Here is a 25,601-nt window from a genome sequence, read left to right as displayed (position 1 = left end):
TCCCCTTGCGAGAGGACGGGCCCGGACGTGGCGAACGGCGCGCAACACGACCTCGGCGTCCGCGTCGGTTTCGCTAGCGAGACCGGCAAGCGCGCCGCAAATGAGGACTATGTGGCGGCCTGCCTCGGCCAAGCGGACGCGCTGCATCGCGATGTGGTGGCCGCGGTCGCCGACGGGGTCGGCGGCCACAAGGGCGGGCGCGACGCCGCAGAGGTCGCGGTCCGCAGCTTCATCGACGCCTACTATTCGCTGCCCGAGACGCTCGGCGTCCGCCGCCGTGCCGCGCGGGCGCTGGAAGCCGCCAACAGCTGGATCTATGGCCAGGGCCGCATCGACGCCGCGCGCAGCGGCATGGCCTGCGCGCTCTCCTCGATCATCCTGTCGCGGCGGCAATGCCATGTGATCCATATCGGCGACACCCGCGCCTACCGCCTCAGCGACGGACGGCTCGAGCGCCTGACGCAGGACCATATCGCCGGCCGCGGCGACCTCGCCCATATGCTGAGCCGCGCCATCGGTTTCGAGGAGTTCGCCCGGTTCGATTACACCTCGGTCGGGCTGCGGCAACATGATCGTCTCCTGATCTGCAGCGACGGGGTTCATGGCGCGCTCTCCGACTCCGGCCTTCAGCAGTTGCTGGAGGAACGCACGCCGCCCGACGAATCGGCGCGCAGCATCGTCGATGCCGCGCTCGCGGCCGGCAGCAGCGACAACACGACCGCGCTGGTGCTCGACGTCGTCGACCTGCCCCCGGCGGATCGCGACGATCTCACGCACGCGATCGCGACCTTGCCGATTTTGGACTTGCCGGAGAGCGGCGACACGATCGACGATTTCGCGCTCTCCGACGTGCTGTCCGACGGACGCTACAGCCGCCTGTTCAAGGCGACCGACAAGCGTGCCGGCCGCGAGGTCGTACTGAAGTTTCCGCATCCGCGGGTCGCCAGCGAGGGCTCCTACCGCCTCGCCTTCGTGCGCGAGGCCTGGGTCGCCGCGCGCGTCCGCAGCCTGTGGATCGGCGAGATCATCGAGGTGCCGGCGGAGCGCCAGACCAGGCTCTATTCGGCGATGCCGCTCTACGAGGGCGAAACGCTGGAGCAGCGGCTCACGCGCGCGCCGCGGCTATCGCTCACCGAGGGCATCGCGATCGCAACCAAGCTGGTGCGCGCGGTCACGGCGCTGCATCGTGCCGGCATCATCCATCGCGACATCAAGCCCGACAATGTGATCCTCGCGAAGGACGGCGGGCTGCGCCTGGTCGACCTCGGTGTCGCGCGTGTGCCACTGCTGGAGGATTTCCCCGCCGAGGATATTCCGGGCACCGCGAGCTACATGGCGCCCGAATTGTTCGGCGGCAAGCCCGGCGACGAAGCCTCCGATTTGTTCGCGCTCGGCGTCACCGTCTACCGCATGTTCACCGCGAACTATCCGTTCGGCGAGATCGAGCCGTTCTCGCGGCCACGCTTCGGCAAGCCGGCGCCACTATCGCGCTACCGGCCGGACCTGCCGGCCTGGCTCGACGCCGTGATCGGCAAGGCGCTCAGCGTCGAGCCCACGCAGCGCTTCGGCGACGCCATCGAGTTCGCGCACGAGTTGGAGAACGGCGCGACCTGGGCCGGTCCCGCCGTCACGGCCCGCAAATCACTGCACGACCGCGATCCCGTGACCTTCTGGAAGGTGCTGTGCGCCATCCTCGCGCTGATCATCGTGGTGCTGCTGGCGCGGCACTAGGCGATCGCGGACCCACACGAGCCACGACGAAGACCTCGCGCCGCAGCCTAAGACCCGACGCGGCGGATCGTGATCCGGGTCTCGTCGGTCATGTCCTTCAACTCCTTGTTCGGCGCGCGGTAGAGATGACGCTGGATCTCGATCGATCGGCCATCGGTGGTCTTGCTGCAGGTCTCGTCGACGAAGACCCCGCCGACCTCCTGCCTGTCGGCGCCCGGCTTCGCTTCCGTGCAGCTCCAGCCGTCCTCACCGTAGCGCGATTTCGCCTGCAGGCCGAGCAGGAAGGCCTTCTTGCGCAGATAGAGCCGCGCCTTCGGATCGGTCTCGATCGTCAGCGCCGCGATCCTGGCGTCCTTGTCGATCATCACGGTCAGGATCGCCGGATGGCCGCCGACCATGGTGCCTTCGCGCGCGGTCTCGCGGTCATACTCGAAGCGGATGCCGCGCAACTGGTCCGGCCCGGCTGGACAAGCCGCCCACTGCGCCCACTCCGCCAGCCGGTGCGTCTTGTCTCCGGCGCAGGTCAGGTTGATATATCCCGCGTCGGGAACGCTGCTGATAGCCATGCCGACATCGATGTCGCGCAGGTCTCCCGCGGTCGCCATCGCCGGCACGGCCGCGGTGACTGACGCGGCAAAGACCAACCCGCGGATTGCCGATCTCTGCTTGCTCATGGCTTTGCCTTCTCGCTCGGGTCGGACGACGCGGCGGCGTGGCCGGCCTCCTTGTAGATGTTGCAGACGCGCGAGCCGTCGCCGAAGAAGGCGATGCATTCGTCATAGTTCGGTTCGCCTTTGCCCTTGACATGGGCGAGCACGTAGTCGGCGACGGCCTCGATCTCGTTCGGCCGCAGGAACACATTCGCCTCGGGCGGCATGCGGTCCGCGACATCCTGCCGGCTCATCTCGTAGCATTTCGTGGTGTCGTAGGAGCCGCGCACGAAGAACGGCATGCCGGTGCCCGGCCGTCCGCACGTCACGGTCTCGATGATCTGCTCGCGCGTCAGATCGGTCTTGCGCAGCGACAGCGCGTCGCCGCCATAGCCGCCGCCGCCATTACCGTGCCATTTGTGGCAGCCCATGCAATTGCCGCGCTTGAACACCGCCTTGCCCGCATCGGTCGGATCGCTCGCCGACTGTGCCTGCGCCGTACTCACGAACCCCATCACGAGCGCGCAGCCGAGCCACGCGCCAATCAGCCATGTTTGTTTCATTTGTTCTATTTCTGTTGGCGAGATCGACGCGGGAGGCCCCTCGCGGAAGCCTCCCGCGCTTGCGACGTCAGAGCGCGAACACGTAGAGCATCGAGCCCGGCTGCATCCGCTTCAGCTCGGGCGTGGCGTCGATGAACCACTTGTCCCAGGCACCGCCGAGGCCGACAAGGATCGCAACATACTGCTTGCCGTCCACCGAGAACGTCATCGGGGGCGCGTTGACGCCACCGCCGGTGTTGAACTGCCAGAGCTCCTTCAGCGATTTGGCGTCATAGGCGATCACCTCGCCGGACGGCTGTCCGGAGAACACGAGGTCGGGCGTCGCCAGGATGCCGCCGAGATTCGGGAATTGCGTCTCCGCCTTCCCTGCCACCTTGCCGGTGGTGACGTCGATCGCGGTCACGCTGCCGGTAATCTTCACGTTCTGGCTCGGCCCGCCGCCGGTGAAGAACTCGCGCGCCTTGACCTTGTCCGGCGTCATCTCCTCGACCTTGATGTGGTTGCAGCTCTCGATGACGGGAATGTACCAGAGCTTCAGGTTCGGATTATACGCGGTCGGCGGCCAGTTCTTGCCGCCCATGTTGCCGGGGCAGATATCCGTTTCCTTGTTGGAGCGGCTCGGCGTGACCGACGCGTTGTACTTCTGCACGCCCTGCTTCGGATCATACTCCACCGGCTTGCCGGACTCGGGATCGAGACCCTTGGTCCAGGTCACCTTCTTGACGAAGGGCAGACCCCAGACGAACTTGCCGCTGTTGCGGTCTACCGCGTAGGCAAAGCCGTTGCGGTCGGCCTCGAGTGCGAGCTTCAGCGTCGTGTTGTTCGGGCCGGGGACGTCGACCAGCACGTTCTCCGCCACGCTGTCATAGTCGTAGGGATCATTCGGCGTGTGCTGATAGTGCCACTTGATCTTGCCGGTGTCGGCATCGAGACCGAGCGACGAGTCGGTGTAGAGGTTGTCGCCGGGCCGGTACTCGTTGTCCCAGTCCGGTCCGGGATTGCCGACGCCCCAGACGATGGTGTTGGTCGACGGGTCGTAGCTGCCGGTGACCCAGGTCGATCCGCCGCCGCTCGCCTTGGCGTTCTTGTCGTCCTTCCAGGTCTCCGCGCCCGGCTCGTCCTTGCCTGGGATGGTGTGGGTACGCCAGACTTCCTTCTGGCTGTTCAGGTCGGTCGCGGCGATCCAGCCGCGAATGCCGTATTCCGCACCGGCTACGCCTGATATCGCCTTGTCCTTGACGATCAGCGGAGCGCCGGTGATCACCTCGCCCTTGTCGGGATCGGCGACCTGACGCTGCCATGCGACCTGCCCGGTCTCCTTGTTGGTCGCGATCAGGCGGCCGTCGAGCGTGTGCGAGATGACGAGGTTGTTCCACAACGCGACGCCACGGTTGTCGACGCCGCAGCAGGCGACGGCGCCGGCCCAGTCGTGATCGGTCTTGGGATCCATCTTCCAGACCAGCACGCCTTTGCCGCCATGCGCGTCGATCTTGTAGACCGAGCCCCAGCCATCGGTGACATACATGAATCCGTTCTCGACGATCGGAGTTCCCTCCAGGCCGCCATGCGCCCAGATTCCGCCGCCCTCGACGCCGCCAAGATGCATTGTCCAGGCGACCTTCAGGTTCTTGACGTTGTCCTTGTTGATATCCGCCAGCGACGAGAACCGGGTCGCCGAATAGTTCTTGTGGTGGTGCAGCCAGTTGCCCGCTTCCTTGTCAGCGTTGAGCAGGCGGTCCTGGTTGACATCATCGGCGAGCGCGAACGAGCCCGTCAAGGTCGCAGCGGATGCTACTGCCGCCGCAAGCATGTGCGATTTAACCCAATTCAACCTTGTCATCGGTTCATTTCCTCCGGATCCAGCATTCTTCATTGATCGAACCGCCCGTCACACACGGGCGATTGCGCGAGAAGCCTTGAGTCCCGGCGATCGGCTGTGCCGCCCGCCGCATTCCCAGTCGCTTGTCTTCACCTGTCTTAGGTCACTTCTGGACCTGTACCTCCGTCTCGATGGTGCCAGCTTTCTGAAAAACGATTGCGCATTTGAAGGTCTCGCCGGGCGCGAGCGCCTGACGCAACTGCAGCAGCATGACGTGATAGCCGTCGCGCTTCAGCTCGAGGGTTGCCTTGGCCGGGACCGGTATATTGGATATGGAGCGCATGGCGGGTGCGCCTTCACCGCGATCGACGATGTGGCGCTCGGAAAAATTCGCGACCGGGCAGCGGACACGGAGCAGCGCATCGGCACTGTCGGCTTCGTTCGTGATTGTCATCGTCAACGGAAGGTCTCCGCCTTCTTTGTCTGCCGCCGGTACGCGCGCATCCACGATCGTCAAGGATTCGTTCGCGATGGCGTTATGCACCACTCCGAACGTGCTGATCAGGCAGAATAATGGCAATGCGACCGATGATCTGCGCTTGATGGTCCTGCATGCAACGGCGCCATGCAACCCCCGATCGAACGGCATCAAATTTTCTCCCGACATGATTTTCGCGGCATTGTTTCATGCTTCGTCGCGCGCGGCCAGCGATTGAAGATCGGGAACCCAACATCAATGCGATTCCGGCACGCATAGCCGTCATGCTAACTTTTTGCGCATGAGTGATCTCGATGCACTTCCATCGGAACAGCGCGACGCAGCGCATGCTGCGTTGCGTGAGGTGATCGGCAGGGCAACGATCGACGCCGTGACGCCGATCTGAGGCGGCGGCACGTCGGCGCGATTGTTTCGGATCGATGCGGGCGGCAAGAACTATTTGCTACGAATCGAAGGCGTGCCGAGCCCGCTGCGCAATCCGGCGTGCTGTTCCGCGCATCCGCGACGGCACCGCGCGCCGCACCCGATACGAGACTCGCCGCGCCGACGCTTGCCGAACTCGCAGCCGCCGCGAGCGCCGGCCGGGTCAAGGTCGACACGCCGGCGGCAATGCACGTGTTCGGCAAGATGTTCCTGGCCTCGTTCCTGACCGACGTCGCGCCGCCCCGGCTTTGATCTTTCGGTCTAACGGTCAGCCCGGCGGATTGAACGTCCGCGAAGGACGACTGGTGGTGTGAGCCTGCCCCGCAGCTCATTGGGGGACTGGATGCAGCCGCGCCAGCTGGTCGATCGACAGCCTCGCCTCGCGCTCCGTCAAGGGAAAGCGGACGATGATGTCCTGGCGCGCAAGCTGGCCCCACAGCGCATCCGACGACCACTTCTGCGGCTCGGGTCCGCGGGGACCGTCAATCCAGATGAAATACCATTCCGCCATCGTGGCAACCAAAGCTACCTCGCCGGAAGATTGGTCCTTCGCCGGCCAATCCGCAACGCCGGATTTCGCGCGAGCCGGCGGTTCGGGCGCTATTCGTAGGGCCGGCCGTCCTTGTGCAGGAAGCGGCCGTCGGAGCTCGGGCTCATCATGTCGATGTCGGAACAGGTGATGACGTCGGCGCGTGAGCGCGAGCCGACCTCGAGATAGGTGGCCGTCGTCTGCGACCGGTTGATCATGTGGTGGCCGTTGCCGGAATTCTTAGGGAATGCCGCGCAATCGCCGGCGCGCAGCACCGTCTCGCCGCCGTCTTCGATCAACACCACTTCGCCGGCAAGCACATAGACGAACTCGTCCTCGTCCGAATGCCAGTGCCGCTGGCTCGACCAATTGCCGGGCGGAAGCCGCATCAGATTGACGCCGAAATCGGCAAGCCCGCCGACGTCGCCGAGCCGCTGCCGGATTCGTTCAGCGCACGCTGCGGCGAATTCGGCCGGATAGCCGGAGCCCTTGCGTTCCGGCACCTTCGTCAGATCGATCTTCGGCATGGCATTTTCCTGAGTCGGTGGCAGCGTGCGCAATGATCGATGCCCTATCGCAACGCCGCGCCGGAATTGTGTCGCTGCCGGCGCAGTCAGCCGCGCTCGACCAGCTGCTTCGCCATCAGGATGTCGTCATAGTAGCGGCCGTCGATCTTCAGCGCGTGCTTCTCCACCCCGTATTCGACAAAGCCGGCGCGTCGGTAGAGCCGGTAAGCAGGCTCGTTGCCCTCCACCACGGCGAGCTGCACCAGCTCGACCGACTGTGCGGCGAGTTCGAGCGCGGCATCGACCAGGAGCCGGCCGACGCCGGCGTGCCGCGCCTGCTGCCGCACATACATGCTCACCAACGCGCCCTTGTGCTGCCGCTTCGGCCCTTCCGCCGCAATGAAGCCGACGATGCCGGCGAGTTCGCCGCCCCAAAACGCCCCAAGTATCACCACTGCGCCCGCGAGCCTCTCCGCGAACCAGCCGACGGGAAAAACGCTCTCCGTCTCATACGCGCTGCCGAACGCCTCGGGGCTCAAGCGCAGCGCCTCGAGACGGACGTCGCGATAGAGCGCAGCGTCGGCCGGCTGGAGGCGGCGAATCTCGATGGCTTGCGTGGTCATTCTGTGTCCTGTCTCGGTCGCAGCAGCATGGCGCCGATCGATCGCAATACCTGTCGCGCTGCCAGCCAATTCCAAAGGGATCGGAGCGGGTAAGTATTTCCATCTCTCATATCCGCGGCTTCGGCCGTCGCATAGAGGTAGACTCCAGATCACGCTTGCCTGACACTGGGGCATCGGGGAGAGGCTTATGGTTTTCTGGATCGCGAGTGTGGCCGGATTGGCGACCGCTTATCTTCTCGGTTCGATACCCGCGGGCTATCTGGCTGGGAAACTGCTGAGGGGTATCGACATCCGGGAGCACGGCTCCAGGTCCACCGGAGCCACGAACGTGTTGCGAACCCTCGGCAAGTGGCCCGCGTTGGCGGTCCTGCTGGTCGATGTGCTGAAAGGCGCGGCGGCGATCGGGTTCGCCCGTTGGTTCTATCCCTGGATCTGGACATTGCCGTCGGTCACGCCACCGACCGATCTGCAAACCTTGCTGCCTTGGGCGGTCTGCCTGGCGGGACTTGCGGTATTGTTGGGGCACAGCCGCTCGATCTGGCTGAGCTTTACGGGTGGGAAATCCGCCGCTGCAGGGCTCGGCGTGTTGCTGGCGCTGTCCTGGCCGGTCGGTTTGGGCACCGCTGCGGCCTTTGGCGTCGTGCTGGCTGTTTCCCGGATGGTGTCGCTTGGTTCGATGCTGGCTGCGCTCACAGCGATTGCCCTGGTCTGCGGCATGGAGCAGCCGTTGCCATATCGGCTGCTGGTCATTGCAGGTGGCCTTTACGTGATCGCACGCCATCGCGCCAACATTCAGCGGCTGCTGGCCGGGACCGAACCGCGGCTGGGATCAGGCGGACGAGAATCAAAAGCGGCGTCGTAAAGCTGAAATTGCGCTCTCTGAGCGCGACCAACGTCGCCGGCGGCAGCCCGGTGACGCCGCGCCGCTGCCGGTAACGATTGCGTCTGCTTAAGCCGCGCCTGAGACCGCCTTGATGACGTCAGACGAATGCGTCACGAAGCCGAAGCACTTCTTGACGTTGAACAGGGTTGCTTGGACGCAGTAGCCCGGCGAGGTCGTCGCGCAGCAGTCTTCGACCAGCAGGCAACCGTAGCCCAGGAAGTTCGCGTCGGTGAGTGAATGCAGCACGCACTGATCGGTGTTGACGCCGGCGAACAGGATCGTCTTGGTGCCGAGATTGCGCAGAATGCTATCCAGCGGCGTGTCCCAGAAGCCGCTGATCCGGTATTTGTCGACGTGAATATCCTCGTGCTCCTGCTTCAATTCATCGACAACGGCCGCGGCCCAGCTGTCCTTCTGCAGCACGCGCGCGCCACTGCCCGGCAACGGCTCGCCAAGGCCGATGCCAACGCCCTTCGGCTTATAGAGATGGAGCTGATTGGGCGCCATGTTCTTCAGGTCGGGCCGATTGCCCCAGTTCAGCCAGATGATTTGCACACCGGCCTTCCGCAATACCGGGAGAAGCTTCTGCAGCGGCTCGATCGGCGCCCGATCCGGCGTGTAGTCGACGCCGAGATGATCGACCCATCCCTCCTTCGCGCAGAAGTCGTTCTGCATGTCGACGACGATGAGAGCGGTGCGGTGCAGATCGACCGTCACCGTTTGCGGCTGCGCGTCGATCGTGACTGCTTTGGGCGGCGGCGGCGCCATCGCCATGTTGACGTTGTTGTCGTTAACCAGCCATTGGTAACCGGGCGCGGACCCAAGAGGATTGGCGGTGCCGGAGCCAACGGATTCCGCGGCCTTTACCAAAGTGGAACTCGTCATCGGACTTTCCTCCCTTGCCTGTGTTTCCTTGGCTAAGTTTTTTTGATGTCTGTTGCGATCAGCGGCCGCGTTCGAACGGAATGGTCAGGGCCGAGGGCTGCCTGCTCTTGCCGACGAAGCCGGCGATGGCGACCAGCGCCAGCAGATATGGCAGGAGCAACAGCAGCGCGACCGGCACATCGAGCTGCAGCGCCGGTACCAGAAATTGCAGCGCGGTGGCGAAGCCGAACAAGAGGCACGCCGCCAGCGTGTACCAGGGATTCCAGCCGCCGAAGATCACCGCCGTGATCGCAAGATAGCCCGCGCCCTTGGTCATGTTCTCGGTGAACGTGTTGCTGTCCGCAACCGACATGAACGCGCCGCCGAAACCCGCGAGGATGCCGGCGTAGAGCACCCCGAGATAGCGCGTCTTCGCCACGCTGATGCCCGCCTTGTCCGCGGCGCGCGGATCCTCGCCGACCGCCCGCACCGCCAGCCCGAACGACGTGTACTTCAGGATCAGCCAGGTCACGACGACCATCACGATGCTGACATAGGCAAGGCCGGTCTGGTTCGCCAATGCCGGTCCGATCACCGGGATATGCGCGAGCCACGGCAGATTGAGCTGTGCAAAACCTGGAATCGGGTCGCGCGAAAGCGGCCCGAAGATTTCGCGGTAGAGGAACGTCGTTGATCCCAGCGCCAGGATGTTGAACCCGATCCCGACCACCAGTTGATTTGCGCGCAACGTCACGCTCAGCACGGCCTGCACCGCAGCAACCGCCATCGCGACCAAGACGCCGGCCGCCACGCCGATCAGTGGCGAGCCGGTCGCCCACGATGCCAGCGCCGCCGTGAAGGCCGACATCAACATCATGCCGTCGAGGCTGAGATTGAGCACGCCGGCGCGCTCGCTCAGCATCTCGCCGGTTGCGGCGAAGATGATCGGAACCGCAAGGCGCAGTCCGGAACCGATGAAAACGGCCATTTGTTCGTCAATCATCGGGTCACCTTTCGGTTGGTGAGGATCGCGGAGCCTGCAATGACGATGACGATCAGGCCCTGACAGATCAGAACCACGGCGGACGGGACATGCGCCGAGATTTCCATGTTGATCGATCCCGATCGCAGGAAGCCGAACAGCATCGCACCGATCACGACGCCGACGGCCGAGCCGCGCGACAGCAGGCCGACCACCAGACCGTCAAATCCGTAGCCGGACGAGAAATCGCTCGTCAGATAGAATTGCTGGCCGAGGATCATGATCGCGCCGCCGAGACCGCCCAGGCCGCCGGATACCGTCATGGCCAGGATCACGTAGAAGCTCGTCCGCATGCCCGCGCGGCGTGAGGCGGTCGCATTCAGGCCGACGGCGCGCAGTCGCAGGCCGAGCGTGCTGTGCTTGAGCACCAGCCACACCACGACGACCGCAATCGCCGCGATTAGCAAGCCGATATGGAGCGGCGATCCGTTGTCCGGGAATAGCAGCGGAAGCTTGGTCGAATCAGGAATCTCCGCCGATTCCGGCAACGACGACACGTCGCTGATCGGCTTGCGCAGCAGATGGAAGGACTCGACGGACCAATACACCAGCGGCAGCGCAATGAAGCTGAGCAATAGCGTGCTGATGACCTCATTGGTGCCGCGAGCCGCCTTGAGGAAGCCTGCCAGGCCTCCCCAAACGGCGCCGGCGATGGTCCCCACCGCGAGCGGCACGATGAACGCCAGTCCCAACGGGAGGCCGCCAGCGCCATGCAAGGCCGCGGCGGTCGCGAACATACCGCCCATCGCGATCTGCCCCTCGCCGCCCACATTGGTCAGGTTGGCACGGCTGGCGAAGATGAAGCCGAGGCCGACCAGCGCGAGGCTGATGGCGCGATTGATCGAGGCACCGATGTTGAAATCGCTTCCTGCCATCCCGTCCCAGAAGGCTTCGATCGCCTCGACGACCGACGCACCGGTGGCCGCGATGATGAGCAGGCCGATCCCGAGCGCGATGATCGTCGATACCACCGGGACCAGAACCTGCAACGGCACGAGCTCGAGTCTTGCACCCTTTGCGACCCGCGCAAGCTTTGGATTTTTCAAAACCATGGCCAACCTAGACATGCGCGTGCCCCGACATCATCGCTCCGATCGCCTCGCGGCTGAACGCCCCGGCCGCGAGCTCGCCAACCAGCTTTCCGCGGTAGATCACCGCGATCCGATCCGACACCGCCATCAGTTCCTCCAGTTCGCTGGAGATCAGGAGCACCCCGAGCCCGTCATCGCGCGCGGCACGAATGCGATTGTAGACCGCCTCGATCGCGCCGACGTCGAGCCCGCGCGTCGGCTGCGCGGCGAGCAGGAACACCAGCGGATCGAGCGAGAGCTCGCGTGCAAGCACCGCCTTCTGCTGGTTGCCGCCGGAGAGGCTCGCCATCGAAACATCAGGACTGCTCGCCCGCACGTCGAAGTCACGCATCATCGTCTGCGCCGCCTTGCGCCGCGCCGACTTATCGAGCAGGCCGAAACGGCTGAACTTTCCGATCGCGCCGAGAAACAGGTTCTCGGCCACCGACAATTCCTTGATGCAGGCCACCGCATGGCGATCCTCGGGAACGATGCCGACACCCGCATCGGTGATCTCCTGCGGCGTGCAGGCGGCGACCGATGTCCCGCCGACCACGATCGCGCCGGCGCTTGGCGCGGCGAGCCCGGCCAGGATCAGTCCGAGCTCGGTCTGGCCGTTGCCCTCGACGCCCGCGATCCCGACGATCTCGCCGGTACCGACCGTGAGGCTTAGGCCGTCGAGCCGCGGCACGCCATGCGGGTCGCGATACACGAGGCCCGAGATCTGCAGCACTGTCTCGCCCGGCGATACCGGACCGGCCGCGTCCGCCGGTTTCGCAGGCGTCTTGCCTTCGATGTCGACCGCAGCGGCAAGCACCGAGCCGGCGGACCGGACGTCGCGGCCGACCATGGAGCGCACCAGCGACCGGATGTCGGCACCCTCCATCGCGACGGTCTCGATGATCCGCCCCTGCCGCAGCACCGTGGTGCGATCGGCCACACGGCTGATTTCGCCGAGCTTGTGCGTCACCAGGATGACGGATTTTCCGCGCAGCGCCACCTGGCGGCAGATCGCCAGCAGCGCGTCGATCTCGTCCGGCTGCAGCACGGCCGTCGGCTCGTCGAGCACGAGCAGCTGTGGATCGCCGAGCAGGCATTTGATGATCTCGACCCGCTGCCGCTCACCGACCGAAAGCTCGTCGATCCGCGCCTCGGGGGCGATCTCGAGGCCGTATTCGGCCGCGAGCTGCTCCATCCGCACGATGATGTCCTGCGGCTTCAGCACCGCGCTGGCACGGCCCAGCATCAGATTCTCGGCCACGCTCATGTTGGGCACCAGGCTGAAATGCTGGTGCACCATCACGACGCCGCGCTGCAGCGCCTCCGCCGGGCCGCGCGGATCGAACGACTCGCCGCCCAGCGTCATCGTGCCCCCGTCCGGCCGATGCACCCCGAACACCAGGTTGCACAATGTCGATTTGCCGGCACCGTTCTCGCCGAGCAGGCAGTGCACCTCGCCGCGCTCGATCAGCAGCGATATGTCGTCGAGCGCGGTAAAAGCCCCGAAGCGCTTGGTCAAGCCAGACAGTTCGAGAAGCGCCACGGTCAGCCCACCTTGACTTTGATCTTGTTCGACAGCAGGTCGTCCTTGAGCTCCTTGACCTTGGCCTGGATCTCCGGCGTCGCTCCGGCGCAGATCTCGATGTCGGCCGAGCGAGGCCCCATCGCGAGGCCGAACTGCTTGTACTCCGGGTGCCAGGTCCCAGTGACGGCCTGGTCGATGGCATATTCGACCATGAAGCCGATGCCGCTGACCGTGTAGGCGATGTAGAGCGGGTTGTTGTCGGAGCAGTAGTTGGTGTAGCTCCCGATCATCCTGGTGCCCTTCTCGCGCGCCGCCTGCTCCATGCCGCGTACGCCGAGATTGAGGATGTTGTAGTGGACGTCGGCGCCCTGCGCGATCGCGGCAAGGGTCGCCTCCTTCGCCTTGGCGACGTCGTCGAAGTCACCGGTGTAGGTCACGAAGCATTTGGTATCCGGCTTGACGTGCTTGGCGCCATTCGCGAACTCGGTTCCGGTGTTGACGATGGCCGGAATTTCAAGACCGCCGACATAGCTCACCGCGCCATTCTTCGACATCATCGCGGCGACCGCGCCGGCAATGAAGCCGATCTGGGCCTGCAGCACGTCGTATTGCGCGACGTTTTCGGTCGGCTGTCCGGTCGGGCCGACGATGGAGAACTTCACCTTCGGGAATCGCTTGGCGACCTTGAGCACCGATGCCTGGGTCTGCCCCGCGGCGCCGATCACCATGTCATTCTTGCTCGCGAGCGTGACCAGCGCCTGCTCCATGTCGGCGAACTTGACGTTCTCGATCGACGTGATCGCGACCTTGTTGCCGTGGCGCTGCTCGGCCGCCTTCATGCCGTTATAGGCCGACTCCATCCAGCCATGGTCGGCCCGCGACCCCGGAATCAGAATGCCGATGCGTAGCGGCTTTGCGGCATCGTCGGCGAAGGCGAGCCGGCCCGATGAACCGATGAAAGCTGCCGAGAGCAGACTTGTTTGCAGAAATGCACGACGGGTACCGTTCATGTGTTTCCTCCTGTTCGTTTCCGGTGTTGCCGCGTTGTTTGTTGCGGCATTTTTTTGCATCGGCGGCGCGACCGCGCCATCGTTCTCAAGATCGAAGCAATTTCAGCTCGCGGCCGCCGTCGCCAGCGCGCCGACGGCATCGACGAAGCACTTCATCGGCGCCTGCACGACGCCCGCGCCGATGATTCCCATGCCCGGCTCCTTGTGCGCCGTTGCGGTGTTGATGACCGGGCGCATGTTCTCGTCCACGACCTTGCGGATGTCGATGCCGACAGGCGCGCCGATGAAGTCGAGCATCGGCAGGGTGAAGCCGGGATTGCGGCCGATCGTGACGTGCGCCATCTCGCGCGAATAGCGCAGCGCGTCCTGCGGCGTACCGCCGACGAACTGCACCATCGCCGGAGCCGCCGCCATCGCGAACGCGCCGAGGCCAGCAGTCTCGGTGATCGCGCTGTCGCCGATATCGGGATTGGCATCGGCCTCGCTGAAGCCGGGCAGGAACAGGCCGACCGGAATGTCGGCCGGCCCGACGAACCATTGTCCGTTCAGTCCGCTGACCCTGATGCCGACATTCACGCCGTTGCGCGCCATTGCCGTGACGATGCTGCTGAACGGCACGCCGTGGGCAGCATCCATGGTCGCCTTGCATGCCGCCATCGACAGGCTGAGGAAGAACATGTCGTCCGCCCCGATCGTCAGCAGCGTCTCGTGAACCAGATCGCGCGAGATCGAGGATTTGAGCAGCGATTCCGTGACGCCGCGATACAGCAGCAAAGTCGCCGCGGTGTTGCGATTGTGGACATCGTCGCCCATGTGCAGCGATTGCGATATCAGCGGCTTCAACGGCAATCCGCCGTCGATGCCGGCGACCGCGGCCTTCAGGCATGGCGCCAGCACATTCTCGATCAGCTTGAGGCCTTCGATCACCTCGGGCGCGAAAGCGCCGAAACGCAACGTCTTGGCGCCGCCGGATTCCATCATCGGCGCATAGGCGCGGTTGCCGGTGGTCTGGTTCAGCACCACGAACAGCGGCATCGAGGGCGAGATGATCCCGGTCATCGGCCCGACCGCCCCGAATTCATGGCACGGTGCGAAGCGGATGCCGCCGGCCGCCACGAGTTGCTCGGCCTCCTGCTGGGTCGTTGCCCATTTTTCGTAGAGGATGGCGCCGACCACCGCCCCCTTCATCGGGCCGCACATCTCGTTCCAGGCGATCGGCGGACCGGCATGGAGCAGCGTCCGGCCCATATCCGGCCAAACTTCGAATGCGTGCGCCGCGACGTCGACCCATACCGGCTGCGCGGTCAGGATGCGCTCGAGCACTTCCGCATTGGCGCGATCAATCCGCGATCCGAGGCAGTCGGCATCGCAGGCGTCGCCGACCAGCTGCGCGAGGCTCCAGGCGACCTCAGGACTTCCGTCGCCGACCGGCTGCCACTGCAACCGCACCAGCGGGGCGCCGCTGCTTTCGACACCGCGATCGAGGCCGGAGGCGCCGAGGCTGATGACCGATGTCTTGTTCCGGAGCGCGGAAGGGGCTGCGTTCATCATCGTTCTCCACCTTCCATCACGCGACGCCCGTTGGCGCTGTCGCCCGCGGCCATGCGGCTCGCGATGGCTTGCGCGGCGCGGGCTGCGCTGGTGCTGCTGCCGACAATCTCCGCGCCGGCGTCCGCCAACATGGCTTTCTGGGTCTCGTAGGGCTGCGGATCTGAACCCGTGCCACAGACGAAGCAGATCACGGGAAGCTCCCGCCCCTGCGCGCGCGCCGCAGCCTTCGCCCGGCGGATCGCCGGAGCCAGGATCTCCGCCGGATTGAGGTGGCTGCCGTAGCCGAGCACGACGTCCAGAACGATGCAGGCAACGGTCGGATCGTCCGCTTCCTTGAGCAGCCGTTCGATCCGCACGCCATAGTCGATCATCGGATGCGGACGTCCCACCGTGAACTCGTCACTGCCGAGATCGATCGCCATATGTCCGTGGCCCTGTTCCCCGTCGGCCAGACGATCTGCGCCGGCGAGCGGCGCGTTCGACCAGGCACGAATGCCCGCCGCCTGCCAGATGGTCTGGGCTTCCGAGCAGAACGTTCCACCAGAGTAGAGACCGCGCAGGTAGCGCTGCGACGGCGCCAGCGACGCACAAACCCGCGTTGCCAACGCTTCGATGGATTGTCCATCGCTCCCGGGTTGCTGCGCGCCCGCAAGCGCGACGGCCTGCCGCGCCGTCTCCTCGAGCGACGACGTGCGGTGAACATTGCCGGCGGACGCTGCCGGCTCGCCGCCGAGGAAGCAGATCACCACCGGCTTTCCGATCGCGCGAGCGCGCTCGATCACCCGCTGCTGTACATCGGGCGCAGGAGGTTTTGAGACGATGGCGACCACCTTGGTCTGCGCGTCGGCGGCCAGCAGTTCCAGGCCCTGCAACATCGTGATGCCGCCGACCTCGCTGGAGACGTCGTGGCTGCCGGTGCCGATCGCCTGCGAGATGCCATGGCCATGACGATGGATCTGGCACATCACCTCCTGCAGGCCGGTGCCGGACGCGCCGACGAGCCCGATCGCGCCGCGCCGAACGACGTTGGCAAATCCAAGCGGCACGCCGTTGATGATGGCCGTGCCGCAATCCGGCCCCATCACCAGCAGGCCCTTCTGCGCCGCAACGCGCTTGATCGCCACCTCCTGTTCGATCGGCACGTTGTCGCTGAACAGCAACACGTTGAGGCCCCGGCGCAGCGCCTTCAGGGCTTCCGCGGCGGCATAGGGGCCCGGCACCGAGATCAATGCGAGGTCGGCATGATCGGCAATCGCGACGCCGCCGGCGATCGAGCGCGGCGGTGCTTCCGCCGCTGCTTCAGTCGATCCGCCCTTCGGTTCTTCGCCCGCGATCTGGGAATGAATCTCCCGCTCCGCGGCCGCGATCTTGTCGGGCGCATCGTCCGCCACGACGATCATGATATCGCCCGGCTTGGCGCTCTCGAGCGCTGGACTCATCAGCCCGGCCTGCTGTAGGAACTCCTTGTTGCTGCGCGTCCCCATCAGCAGCGTGACCCGCTGCACGCCGGTCCGCGCGATCGTGACCTGGGATATCCGCATCAACGACACGGAATCCTTGTAAAGGTTCGCCCTTATGCTGGATTGGATGGCCATTGCCTTGTCGTTCCCTTGAATCCCGCAAGCCGCTTGTTTGTCTTTTGTCTGAGCTTGAGCCAGCGGGCAGCTCGATTACCTGGTCAGAATGAGGCGCCGAGGCGTCTCACCTGCTTCAACTCGGTGAGCGCGAGCGCCACTGCGGCCATCAAGATCGGACCGCCATCCTGCTCGACGCTCGAAGGCAGATTGGCGTGGGCGAAGATCTCGCCGAGGCGCCAATCCCGGTAGCTAATGAACGACGTGCGTCCCCGTCTCGCCCCGCAGCGCCGCCATGGCGCAATCGAGGTGACTGATGATCGCGCGCTTGCCGCCGCCCTCGAGAAAGCGGATTGCGGCATCGACCTTGGGTCCCATGCTTCCCGGCGGGAAATGCCCCTCACGGTGGTAGGCCTTGATCTCCTCGAGGCTGACCTGATCCAGGTCCTTCTTGTTCGGCTTGCCGAAATTCACCGCGACGCGCGGCACGGCGGTCAGGATCAGCAACTCCTCGATGCCAAGCACATTGGCGATATGAGCCGACGTCAGGTCCTTGTCGATGACCGCGGGCACGCCGGTGCGCACGCCCTTTGCATCGCGAACCACCGGAACGCCGCCGCCGCCTCCCGCAATGACGATCGTCCCGCGCTTGACCAAGGCGTCGACCAGCGAGATGTCGCAGACATGCTTAGGCTTCGGCGACGGCACGACGTGACGCCAGCCGCGCCCCGAATCCTCTCGCATCGCCCAATTGAGCTCGGCGCCGATCTTCTTCGCCTCGTCCTCCGAGAAGAACGGTCCGACGAATTTGGTCGGGTTCTTGAATGCCGGATCGTCCTTGTCCACCTCTACCTGGGTCAGCAGGCTTGCCACATGTCGCTGGTTGCCCTGTTCGCGCAGCGCATTCTCGATCGCCTGCATCAGGAGATAGCCGATACCGCCCTGGCTATGCGCGACGCAAATGTCCATGTCCATCGGCGGAATCCGGCTCATCGTCAGCATCTGCCGCATCATGATCTTGCCGACGACCGGACCGTTGCCGTGGGTGATGACCAACTCGTTGTCGAGTTGCGCAAGCGGCAGCAGCGCTTCCGCCGTGATCTGCGCGACCGACTTCTGCTCCTGGGAAGTGCCCCTGATATCCTCGGGGTGAACCGCATTGCCACCGATCGCGACCACTAGGCGGCGCGGCACGTCATTGAGTGTGCGCATTTCCTTACCTCCCGGCATTCTGGACGATGGCAACCGCAAGCTCGCACGCCTGTGCATTCGACGGCGCAACGAGGATTCCGGCCTGCTCCAGTTTCCTGACCTGCACGGAGCGTCCTTGCGGATCCTGCTCCGTGCCGACGACGGATGCGATCAGCGCCGGCGCATCCTGGCCGCGACCGGCGACGATCTTGGACAGGTGCTCGGCGGGATCGGCATGCGCGCCGTAGCCGAGCACGAGATCGAGCAGCACCACCGAAAGATCGCGATTCCTGAGGGCCGCGCGCAACGCGTCATCGCGCACCGACGGGTCGATCATCGGGTGCGGCCGCCCGCGGGTATATTCGTCGTCGCCGAGGTCGATCAGCCGGTCGCGTCCGGCGTTCGGCTCGATGCCGAGCTTGACCACGCCGGGGATCGCGGCATTCGACGCCACCTTCCGGCCTGCGGCAGCAAGGATCACCTGCGCTTCGGCACACAGCGTGCCGCCGGCAAACAAGCCCTCGATCCCGCCGCGGCTGCTGCGCGGAAGCCGTGATGCGACGGCATTCGCATCGAAGCCCGCGCCGATCTTCTTGTCTCCCAGCGCCAGCTCCGCGGCGCCCTTCAGCGTCGGCGAGAACCGGGCATTCGGCGGCAGCTCGATCTCCGAAGCGCCGATGAAGCACACAGTGTACGACTTCCTGCTTCTGCCGATCCGCTCAAGCACGGTCTTTGCGACATCGGGATGCGGCGGCTTCGAGATCAGCACCACATGATCGGTTTCCGGATCGGAATCGAATGCATCGATCGCCATCAACGTGGTGATGCCGCCGATATCCTTCTTCAGATCGCGCCCGCCGACCCCGATGGCGTGGGAGATTCCCGCGCCGGCTTCCGAGATCAGGCACGAGACCTCCTGCGTTCCGGTCCCGGACGCACCGATGATGCCGATCCTGCCGCGCTTAATCTTGTTGGCGAACGCCAGCGGCGCGCCGCCGATCACGGCCGTTCCGCAATCCGGCCCCATCATCAGGAGGCCGGCCGCCCGCGCCTGCTGCTTGAGCGACAATTCGTCTTCGAGGGACACGTTGTCGCTGAACATCAGGACATGCAGGCCGCGATTGAGCGCCTTGCGGGCTTCGGCGGCGGCGAACTCGCCGGGAACGGAGATCAGCGCCAGATTGATCTCCGGCCTGGCCTTGACAGCGGCGGCGATCGAGTGCGGCCGCCAGGCAGCCTGCGCCTCGCCTTGCGTCTTCGGCTTGTCGAGCGACTTGATCGCATTGTCGAGCGCTTCGCGGGCCTCGGACTCGGACTCGGCCTTGACCGCGATCACGAGGTCATTGCCCTTCACGGCAGTGCTCTCCTCCAGCAGCCCTGCGTTGCGCATGATCGCCGCGTTCGACGGCGTTCCCATCATCAGCGCCGCCTCGATCACGCCGGGCGAGCCGGCGACCTCGCGCGACAGCCGCATCAGCGCGACCGAGTCGAGATAGAATCCCTTGCGGACTTCGTTCAGGACGACGACGTTCATGACACACCCAAATCCTCGGCGATCGCGACGATCGCCTGCTGGAAGCACGCCAACGGCGCCTTGACCACGCCCGCACCGACCTGCCCGATGCCGGGCTCGCGATGCGCGATGCCGGTGTTGATGACCGGCACAACGCCGGAATCGACGACCAGGCGGATATCGATGCCGGTCGGCACGCCCGCGAAGTCCATTGCGGCGATGGTCCATTCCGGATTCTGCGCAACCGTGATCTCGCCCATCGAGCGGGTGAAGTTGCCGGCCTCGGACGGCGCACCGGCCCCGACGAAGCCCGCGACGGCCGGCGCTGCCGCCATCGCAAATCCACCCAGGCCGATCGTCTCGACGATCGCGGAATCGCCGATGTCCGGATTGGCGTCCTTCTCGGAATAGCCGGCAAAGTACAACCCTTCCGGCATTTCGACCGGCGCGGTGAACCATTGCTCGCCGAGCCCGCTTACGCGGATGCCGAAATCGGTGCCGTTGCGGCACATCGTGGTGACGATGGTCGAGCCCCGAATGCCGTTGGCGGGATCGGTTATCACCTTGCCCATCGCCATCGCGATGTTGAGGAAGAACTGATCGTTCTGTCCGATAAACGCGAGGCATTCTGCGAGAACGGCGTTGTCGGTCGACGTTCGCGCCATCCAGGGCGCGATTTCGCGCAGGAACACGCTCGAGCAGGCGAGATTACGCTGATGCAACTCGTCGCCCATCGACAAGCCGCGCGCAACGATCGATTTCAGGTCGATGCCGCCGGCGGCACGGATCGCCTTGCCGAGCGTCGGACCGAACACGTCGCGCAGCCAGGCGAGCCGCTTCAGCACGCTGGCGTCGTTGCCGCCGAAGCGCATCACCTTGCCGAGCCCCTCGTTGATCGCGCAATAGGCACGGTTGGAGAAGCGCGCGTTCTCGACCACAAACAGCGGCATCGACATCGTCGTCATACCGGTCATCGGGCCGACCGCGCCGAAATGGTGGTTCGGGTGAAACTCGATCTCGCCGCTGGCGGCGAGCCTGCTCGCGGTCGGCAGATCCTGCGTCCACCCCTCGAACACGATGGCGCCTGCGACCGCACCGCGCATCGGGCCGCACATCCTGTCCCATGAGATCGGCGGTCCGGCGTGGAGGATCATCCGTTCGCGCAGGCCCGGGATCAATTCGCGGGCGGGAACGATGTCGATCAGCCGCGGCTCCCCTTCGAGGATCCGGGTAAGCGCCTGCCGGTTTGCGTCCTCGATCAATTTCATCGGTGCGCCCTCACACACCGAGCTTCGCGAGCAGGGCCGCCATCTGCGGATCGCCGCCCGCCGACGGCTTCCAGTCGACGTGAACGACGTCGATGCCGCAGTCGCGCAGGTCCTTTACGAACCCCTCAAGCCCGACATTCACGACTTCGACCTTGCGCGCCAGCAATTGCTGATACTGCGGCCTATCCTGATCCGTCATCGTCTCCGCCCTAACAAAGTTCGTTTTCGGTGTGTCGAGCTAATAAGAAAACACTTACTTCGTCAAGGCCGGATTCGCGCAGAGTGCGAAATTCCCCGCCCGCTCGATTGGCGGATCAGCAGCGCCCTAAAAAAAGTGCTCCGAACTTCGTTCGGAGCAGTCTGGGAGAACTCGAAATTCGATCTGCAAGAGCGTCACCGCTGGCAAAGGGCGTGGCGCAGGACGATTAGACCGCCGGCAAATGCGTCCAGTCCGGATGTATGCCCGATCGCCGCCAGGGCCGTGACGGCGCCACGAACTCCGGCGGTCTCGCCGCTCATGGTTGTGTGGATCGCGGCGTGCAGCGCCGCAGCGCCGTAGCCCAGCGCCGCCGCGCGCAAATGCATCCGGCTGATGTCGTTGGTGCCGTCGAGCAGCATGCGGCAGCGGTCCCACAATGCGTCGCGAGATTCGTTGCGTCCGAACGTAGCCAGCGCAATCAGCGCGCCGCCGATCAGATCGTCGCCGGAGGGCGTCAGCCCCGGCCCGAGACCTATCAGGCTGGCAAGCCCGGGCTCTCGATCCGCATCGTCATCCGCGCCTGCGAGCACTCGCTCCAAGGCAGCGAGGCCCGGCATGGCCGCGCGAACGAGCGCGGAGGTGTCGCTCGGAGCATGTGCGGACCCGACCGCGGCAAGGCCCTCTGCAATCAAACCGCCCACCCACACCTCGTCGACCGCATCAAGGCCGCGTCTGAGGCTGCTGATCGACCAGTTCGGTACCGCGGGCGGCGCCCAGACCGACCGCGTGGCCAGATTCGCGAACGGCGTCGCTCCGATCCACAGAATGGAATCCGCGACCCGCACGGGATCGCCGACCGCAAGGCTTGGCCACCGGAAATCGCCGACCACATGCAGCGGCCCCGACCCGATGCCGGTCCGTCCAACGCAGATCCAGATCCCGTCGATCACGGCGTAGAGCGAACGTTCGAACATGGCGACGACCTGGCCGACGGCGCGATCGCGCAGCGCCCTGTCGGCCAGCAGACCCACTTCCACAGCGGCAGGGACTGTCACTCCGGGCTCGGGACGCCGCTCGCCCGGCGCATTCACGCGACCCGGCTGCCTTCCGTGTGCTTCGCTGCCTCCGATCAGCATCCGCCCTCGCCTCCGCTAGCGTGCCTGGGCCGCGAGTCGCTGCGGCGCACCAGCCTGGACCTCGCCACCGAGATAGGCCGCCTCGAGCAACGGATCCTCGGCGATGATATCGGCAGCGCCGCTCTTCAGGATCGCACCGGTCTCCAGCAGATAGGCCCGGTCGGCCAGCGCCAGCGCATGGCCTGCCATCTGATCGACCACGATGATGGTCATGCCCTCGCTGCGCAACCGCTCAAAGGACGCAAACAACTCATCGACCACCAGCGGCGCCAGCCCGAGCGACGGCTCGTCCAGCATGTAGATCTTCGGCCCGGTCAGAAGGCCGCGCGCCACCGCGAGCATCTGCTGCTCGCCTCCGGACAACAGGCCGGCGCGCTGGTCGATGCGCTCCTTCAGCCGAGGGAAGCGCACGAACATCGCCTCGATCTCGGCATCGAGGTCGATGCCCTTGCGCGCATAGGCGCCGAGCTGCAGGTTCTGCTTCACCGTCAGCTCCGGAAACACCTGCCGCCCTTCCGGCACCAGCACGACGCCGGAACGGGCACGGACATGGGCGGGCATCCTGTCGATGCGGGTCTCGGCGAGCCGCACTTCGCCCGTGGCGCGCGGCGGTTCGAGACCGGCGATCGACCGCATCAGGGTGGTCTTGCCGGCACCGTTGGCGCCGAGCACCGCGACCGCCTCGCCGGGCGCGACCACCAGATCGATGCCGTTCAGCGCGCGCGACAGGCCGTAGAACGCATCGAGCGCCTTGACCTCGAGTGCGGTGCCCTGCCGCGCCGGCCGCGGCGCGCGGCTCTTCTCGCCGGGCGTGGCGTCGCCAAGATAGGCCTTGCGGACCAGCGGATCGTTGCGGATCGCCACCGCGTCGCCGATCGCGATGCGCTTGCCGCCGTCGAGCACGACGATGAGATCGCTCAGCGACATGATCATCGGCATGTCGTGCTCGACGATGATCACGGCGATCCCGAGATCGGCGATCCGGCGCAACAGCGCGGTCAGGCGCTGCTTGTCGCCCTTCGACAGGCCCGCCGCGGGTTCGTCGAGCAGCAGGATGCGCGGCCGCAGCGCCAGCGCACGCGCGATCTCGACCAGCCGCTTCTCGCCATGGGACAGCGAATCCGCAAGGCGATCGACATCGCCGTCGACGCCGGCAAAGCGCAGCAGGAACCGGGCGAAACCTTCGGTCTCCGCGTTGCGCAGCGCGGAGACCACGCCGCCGAGCCGGCCGACCCGCTCGGCCAGCAGGATGTTCTCCAGGATCGTGAGCGAGCCGAACAGCTGCGTGGTCTGGAACGTGCGCGCCACGCCGACCCGCGCCAGCAGATGCGACGTCATGCCCGTGACATCGCGATCGCCGAGCTTCACCATACCCGCCTGCGGCCGGTAGAAGCCGCAGAGCAGATTGAGCGCGCTGGTCTTGCCGGCACCGTTGGGACCGATGATGCTGGTGACGGCACCCGGTGCCGCCTTGAACGAGACGCCCTGGACCGCGCGCACGCCGCCGAACGAGATCGACAGATCCGTCACGTCGAGCCCCGCCGCGTTGCGGGTCTCGAGGATCGCCGCATCTGCATCCGCCGCCGCGATCGCGGGCTCCGCCACCGGCTTGCGCGCCGGCAGGAGCCTTGCGGCGAGCTGCTCTGCAAGGCCGACGATGCCGGAGGGCGCGGCGCGCAGCACGACGAACAGCAAGACGCCGAACGCCAGCAGGCGATACTCGGCGAGGTCAGACAGCGCTTCCGGCAGCAGCACCACCAGCGCGGCGCCGATCACCGGACCGAGCACCGAGCCGGCGCCGCCGACCATCACGGCGAACAACAGCAGCACCGACTGCAGGAACGGAAACGAACTCGGGCTGATATAGCCCTGCAGCGGCGCGAACAGCGCACCGGCCAGCGCCATCGCGGCCGCCGAGATCACGAAGGCAATGGCGCGGACCTGCACCAGGTCGATGCCGAGCGAGCGCGTCGCGACCTCGGTATCGCGGGCGGCACGCATGGCATAGCCCCAGCCGCTGCGTTTCAGGCGCTCGAACAGGATGAGGCCGGCAAACACCAGCACGACGCCGGCGATGGCAAGCGAACGCTCGGACAGCGCATAGCCGAACACGCTCGGCGGCGCGCTCAGCATCAGGCCGTTGCCGCCGCCGGTGAGATCGCGCCACTCGATCGTAACATGTTCGACGATGAAGCCGAAGGCAATCGTCACCATCGCCAGATACGGCCCGCGCACGCGCAGCGCCGGCATCGCGAGCAGCCCGCCGACGATGCTGACCAGCACGATGGCTCCCGCCGTCGCGGCGAGGTAAGGCCAGCCGGCTTTCTCCATTAGCAGCACGGTGGTGTACGCACCGATCGCCATGAAGCCGATATGGCCGAGCGAGATCTGGCCCGCGAGACCGAGCAGGACGTTGAGACCGATGCAGCCGATCGCCGTCAGCGAGATCGTCGCGATCAGGAACACCGAATAGCTGTCCGCGACCGCAGCGTAGCCGATGGCAACCGCGAGCGCCGCGACGGCGACGAGAAAGGAGGCGCGAGAGGTCATACCTTCTTAACTCCAGCTCGGCCGAGCAGCCCGTGCGGCATGACGACGAGGATGACGATGACGGAAGCGAACGTGATGATCTGGGTGTAGACCGAGCCGAGATAGTTGGTCGCGAACACCTCGATCAGGCCGAGACACAATCCGGCCAGCATGACGCCCCAGGCGCTGGCGAGACCGCCGATGATCGCGGCGGCGAACGCCTTGATGCCGAACAGCGTGCCCATCTCGGACGAGACGTTGAACAGCGGCGCGATCAGTAGCGCGGCAACGCCCGCCAGCATCGCCGACACCGCGTAGCTCGCGGCAATGGCGCCGCTGACATTGATGCCCATCAGCCGCGCGGCATTGGGATTCTGCACCACCGCAAGCATCGCGACGCCATGCCGCGTGCGGCGGGTGATCAGATGCAGCGCCAGCGCAAGCAACAAGCCGACCACGGGAATCAGGAGCTGCAGCGGGTAGACCCCTGCCCCCTCTACGATCTGGATCGGCTTGGCCGCGAGCATCGACGGGAAGCTGCGCGGCTCCTTGCCGAACACGAACAGCATCACATTGTCGACGATGATGCCGACCGCAACGGTCGCCATCAGCCAGTTGTCCGACCCGCGCAGCACGAACGGACGCACCGCGAAGCGTTCGATCAGGACGCCGTAAACCGCGCAGACCAGCAGCACCGCAGGAATGCCGATCGCGGCCGGCCAGCCCCACACGATGAGGAAGAAGAATCCCGCTACGGCGCCCAGAGTCATCGAGCTGCCCTGCGAGAAGTTGACCGTGCCGGACACGGCGTACGTGACGTGAAAGCCCAGCGCGAGCAGACCGTACATGCTCCCCAGCGCCATTCCGGTTATTATCGCCGAAAGAAACGACATCGATGATCAC

Annotated in this window: 24 protein-coding genes; 3 read left to right on the top strand and 21 right to left on the bottom strand. The window is 65.5% G+C overall.

The genetic code is table 11. The features are described 5' to 3' along the window. Positions 1-27: 27 nt before the first annotated feature. Positions 28-1,731: a protein kinase domain-containing protein gene (locus ACVISU_RS38115; protein WP_456710390.1), complete on the top strand. Its 1,704-nt coding sequence runs from the start codon at positions 28-30 to the stop codon at positions 1,729-1,731. A 47-nt stretch (positions 1,732-1,778) separates the two neighbouring features. Here ACVISU_RS38115 and ACVISU_RS38110 read toward each other — a convergent pair whose 3' ends face one another. The 4 genes from ACVISU_RS38110 to ACVISU_RS38095 all read right to left on the bottom strand — a co-directional run bounded on the left by ACVISU_RS38110 (position 1,779) and on the right by ACVISU_RS38095 (position 5,412). Then, on the bottom strand, positions 1,779-2,405 hold the full coding sequence (locus tag ACVISU_RS38110) for a hypothetical protein (protein ID WP_456710389.1): 627 nt from the start codon (positions 2,403-2,405) through the stop codon (positions 1,779-1,781). After that, positions 2,402-2,944: a c-type cytochrome gene (locus ACVISU_RS38105; protein WP_456710388.1), complete on the bottom strand. Its 543-nt coding sequence runs from the start codon at positions 2,942-2,944 to the stop codon at positions 2,402-2,404. Before ACVISU_RS38105 ends, ACVISU_RS38110 begins: the two co-directional genes overlap by 4 nt. 67 nt (positions 2,945-3,011) lie before the next feature. Beyond that, complete coding sequence (locus tag ACVISU_RS38100; protein ID WP_456710387.1) at positions 3,012-4,784, bottom strand: PQQ-dependent dehydrogenase, methanol/ethanol family; 1,773 nt, start codon at positions 4,782-4,784, stop codon at positions 3,012-3,014. Positions 4,785-4,926: 142 nt separating this feature from the next. Next, a complete protein-coding gene (locus ACVISU_RS38095; protein WP_244522045.1) occupies positions 4,927-5,412 on the bottom strand; it encodes a copper chaperone PCu(A)C in 486 nt (161 codons plus the stop codon). 333 nt (positions 5,413-5,745) lie between these two features. Here ACVISU_RS38095 and ACVISU_RS38090 point away from each other — a divergent pair, with 333 nt between their 5' ends. Further along, positions 5,746-5,937, top strand: a complete 192-nt coding sequence (locus ACVISU_RS38090) for a hypothetical protein (RefSeq protein WP_456710386.1) — start codon at positions 5,746-5,748, stop codon at positions 5,935-5,937. A gap of 76 nt (positions 5,938-6,013) precedes the next feature. Here ACVISU_RS38090 and ACVISU_RS38085 read toward each other — a convergent pair whose 3' ends face one another. From ACVISU_RS38085 to ACVISU_RS38075, 3 genes are all read right to left on the bottom strand, one after another. Further along, positions 6,014-6,196 carry a hypothetical protein gene (locus ACVISU_RS38085; protein ID WP_456710385.1) on the bottom strand — a complete coding sequence of 61 codons (183 nt, stop codon included), beginning with the start codon at positions 6,194-6,196 and terminating at the stop codon, positions 6,014-6,016. Between the two features lie 89 nt (positions 6,197-6,285). Further along, positions 6,286-6,741 (bottom strand): cupin domain-containing protein, encoded by a 456-nt coding sequence (locus tag ACVISU_RS38080; protein ID WP_456710384.1) that lies wholly within the window; start codon positions 6,739-6,741, stop codon positions 6,286-6,288. An 86-nt stretch (positions 6,742-6,827) separates the two neighbouring features. Then, on the bottom strand, positions 6,828-7,343 hold the full coding sequence (locus ACVISU_RS38075; protein WP_456710383.1) for an N-acetyltransferase family protein: 516 nt from the start codon (positions 7,341-7,343) through the stop codon (positions 6,828-6,830). A 187-nt stretch (positions 7,344-7,530) separates the two neighbouring features. Here ACVISU_RS38075 and plsY point away from each other — a divergent pair, with 187 nt between their 5' ends. Then, positions 7,531-8,205 (top strand): glycerol-3-phosphate 1-O-acyltransferase PlsY, encoded by a 675-nt coding sequence (plsY, locus tag ACVISU_RS38070; RefSeq protein WP_456710382.1) that lies wholly within the window; start codon positions 7,531-7,533, stop codon positions 8,203-8,205. 87 nt (positions 8,206-8,292) lie between these two features. On the opposite strand, the gene ACVISU_RS38065 is transcribed toward plsY, so the two are convergent. From ACVISU_RS38065 to ACVISU_RS38000, 14 genes are all read right to left on the bottom strand, one after another. Continuing rightward, entirely contained in the window at positions 8,293-9,111 is an 819-nt protein-coding gene (locus tag ACVISU_RS38065; RefSeq protein ID WP_456710381.1) for a cysteine hydrolase family protein, read from the bottom strand. A 58-nt stretch (positions 9,112-9,169) separates the two neighbouring features. After that, positions 9,170-10,093 (bottom strand): ABC transporter permease, encoded by a 924-nt coding sequence (locus tag ACVISU_RS38060; protein WP_456710380.1) that lies wholly within the window; start codon positions 10,091-10,093, stop codon positions 9,170-9,172. Beyond that, a complete protein-coding gene (locus ACVISU_RS38055) occupies positions 10,090-11,127 on the bottom strand; it encodes an ABC transporter permease (RefSeq protein WP_456710379.1) in 1,038 nt (345 codons plus the stop codon). The genes ACVISU_RS38060 and ACVISU_RS38055 overlap by 4 nt, the downstream gene beginning before the upstream one ends. A 64-nt stretch (positions 11,128-11,191) precedes the next feature. Beyond that, positions 11,192-12,745 (bottom strand): ABC transporter ATP-binding protein, encoded by a 1,554-nt coding sequence (locus ACVISU_RS38050; RefSeq protein WP_456710378.1) that lies wholly within the window; start codon positions 12,743-12,745, stop codon positions 11,192-11,194. Positions 12,746-12,747: 2 nt separating this feature from the next. Then, complete coding sequence (locus tag ACVISU_RS38045; RefSeq protein ID WP_083992164.1) at positions 12,748-13,737, bottom strand: BMP family protein; 990 nt, start codon at positions 13,735-13,737, stop codon at positions 12,748-12,750. 102 nt (positions 13,738-13,839) lie between these two features. After that, positions 13,840-15,285 carry an oxamate carbamoyltransferase subunit AllG family protein gene (locus tag ACVISU_RS38040; protein ID WP_456710377.1) on the bottom strand — a complete coding sequence of 482 codons (1,446 nt, stop codon included), beginning with the start codon at positions 15,283-15,285 and terminating at the stop codon, positions 13,840-13,842. After that, on the bottom strand, positions 15,285-16,883 hold the full coding sequence (fdrA, locus tag ACVISU_RS38035; protein ID WP_456710376.1) for an acyl-CoA synthetase FdrA: 1,599 nt from the start codon (positions 16,881-16,883) through the stop codon (positions 15,285-15,287). The genes ACVISU_RS38040 and fdrA (ACVISU_RS38035) overlap by 1 nt, the downstream gene beginning before the upstream one ends. A gap of 231 nt (positions 16,884-17,114) precedes the next feature. Next, positions 17,115-18,074 carry a carbamate kinase gene (gene arcC, locus ACVISU_RS38030; RefSeq protein WP_456710375.1) on the bottom strand — a complete coding sequence of 320 codons (960 nt, stop codon included), beginning with the start codon at positions 18,072-18,074 and terminating at the stop codon, positions 17,115-17,117. 4 nt (positions 18,075-18,078) lie between these two features. Then, on the bottom strand, positions 18,079-19,587 hold the full coding sequence (gene fdrA / locus ACVISU_RS38025) for an acyl-CoA synthetase FdrA (RefSeq protein ID WP_456710374.1): 1,509 nt from the start codon (positions 19,585-19,587) through the stop codon (positions 18,079-18,081). After that, positions 19,584-20,834: a DUF1116 domain-containing protein gene (locus ACVISU_RS38020; protein ID WP_456710373.1), complete on the bottom strand. Its 1,251-nt coding sequence runs from the start codon at positions 20,832-20,834 to the stop codon at positions 19,584-19,586. The genes fdrA (ACVISU_RS38025) and ACVISU_RS38020 overlap by 4 nt, the downstream gene beginning before the upstream one ends. Before the next feature lie 10 nt (positions 20,835-20,844). Next, entirely contained in the window at positions 20,845-21,033 is a 189-nt protein-coding gene (locus ACVISU_RS38015) for a hypothetical protein (RefSeq protein ID WP_050404632.1), read from the bottom strand. 194 nt (positions 21,034-21,227) lie between these two features. Continuing rightward, on the bottom strand, positions 21,228-22,169 hold the full coding sequence (locus tag ACVISU_RS38010) for an oxamate carbamoyltransferase subunit AllH family protein (RefSeq protein WP_456710372.1): 942 nt from the start codon (positions 22,167-22,169) through the stop codon (positions 21,228-21,230). Positions 22,170-22,184: 15 nt separating this feature from the next. Beyond that, positions 22,185-24,719, bottom strand: a complete 2,535-nt coding sequence (locus ACVISU_RS38005) for a branched-chain amino acid ABC transporter ATP-binding protein/permease (protein ID WP_456710371.1) — start codon at positions 24,717-24,719, stop codon at positions 22,185-22,187. Beyond that, the gene (locus tag ACVISU_RS38000; RefSeq protein ID WP_456710370.1) at positions 24,716-25,591 is read right to left on the bottom strand and encodes a branched-chain amino acid ABC transporter permease; all 876 of its coding nucleotides are present in this window, start codon (positions 25,589-25,591) and stop codon (positions 24,716-24,718) included. Before ACVISU_RS38000 ends, ACVISU_RS38005 begins: the two co-directional genes overlap by 4 nt. Between the last annotated feature and the right edge of the window lie 10 nt (positions 25,592-25,601).

It is taken from the genome of Bradyrhizobium sp. USDA 4452, from assembly GCF_054063575.1.
The sequence above is the reverse complement of the archived record's forward strand: the minus strand, read 5'-3'. Positions and strand labels throughout refer to the sequence as shown.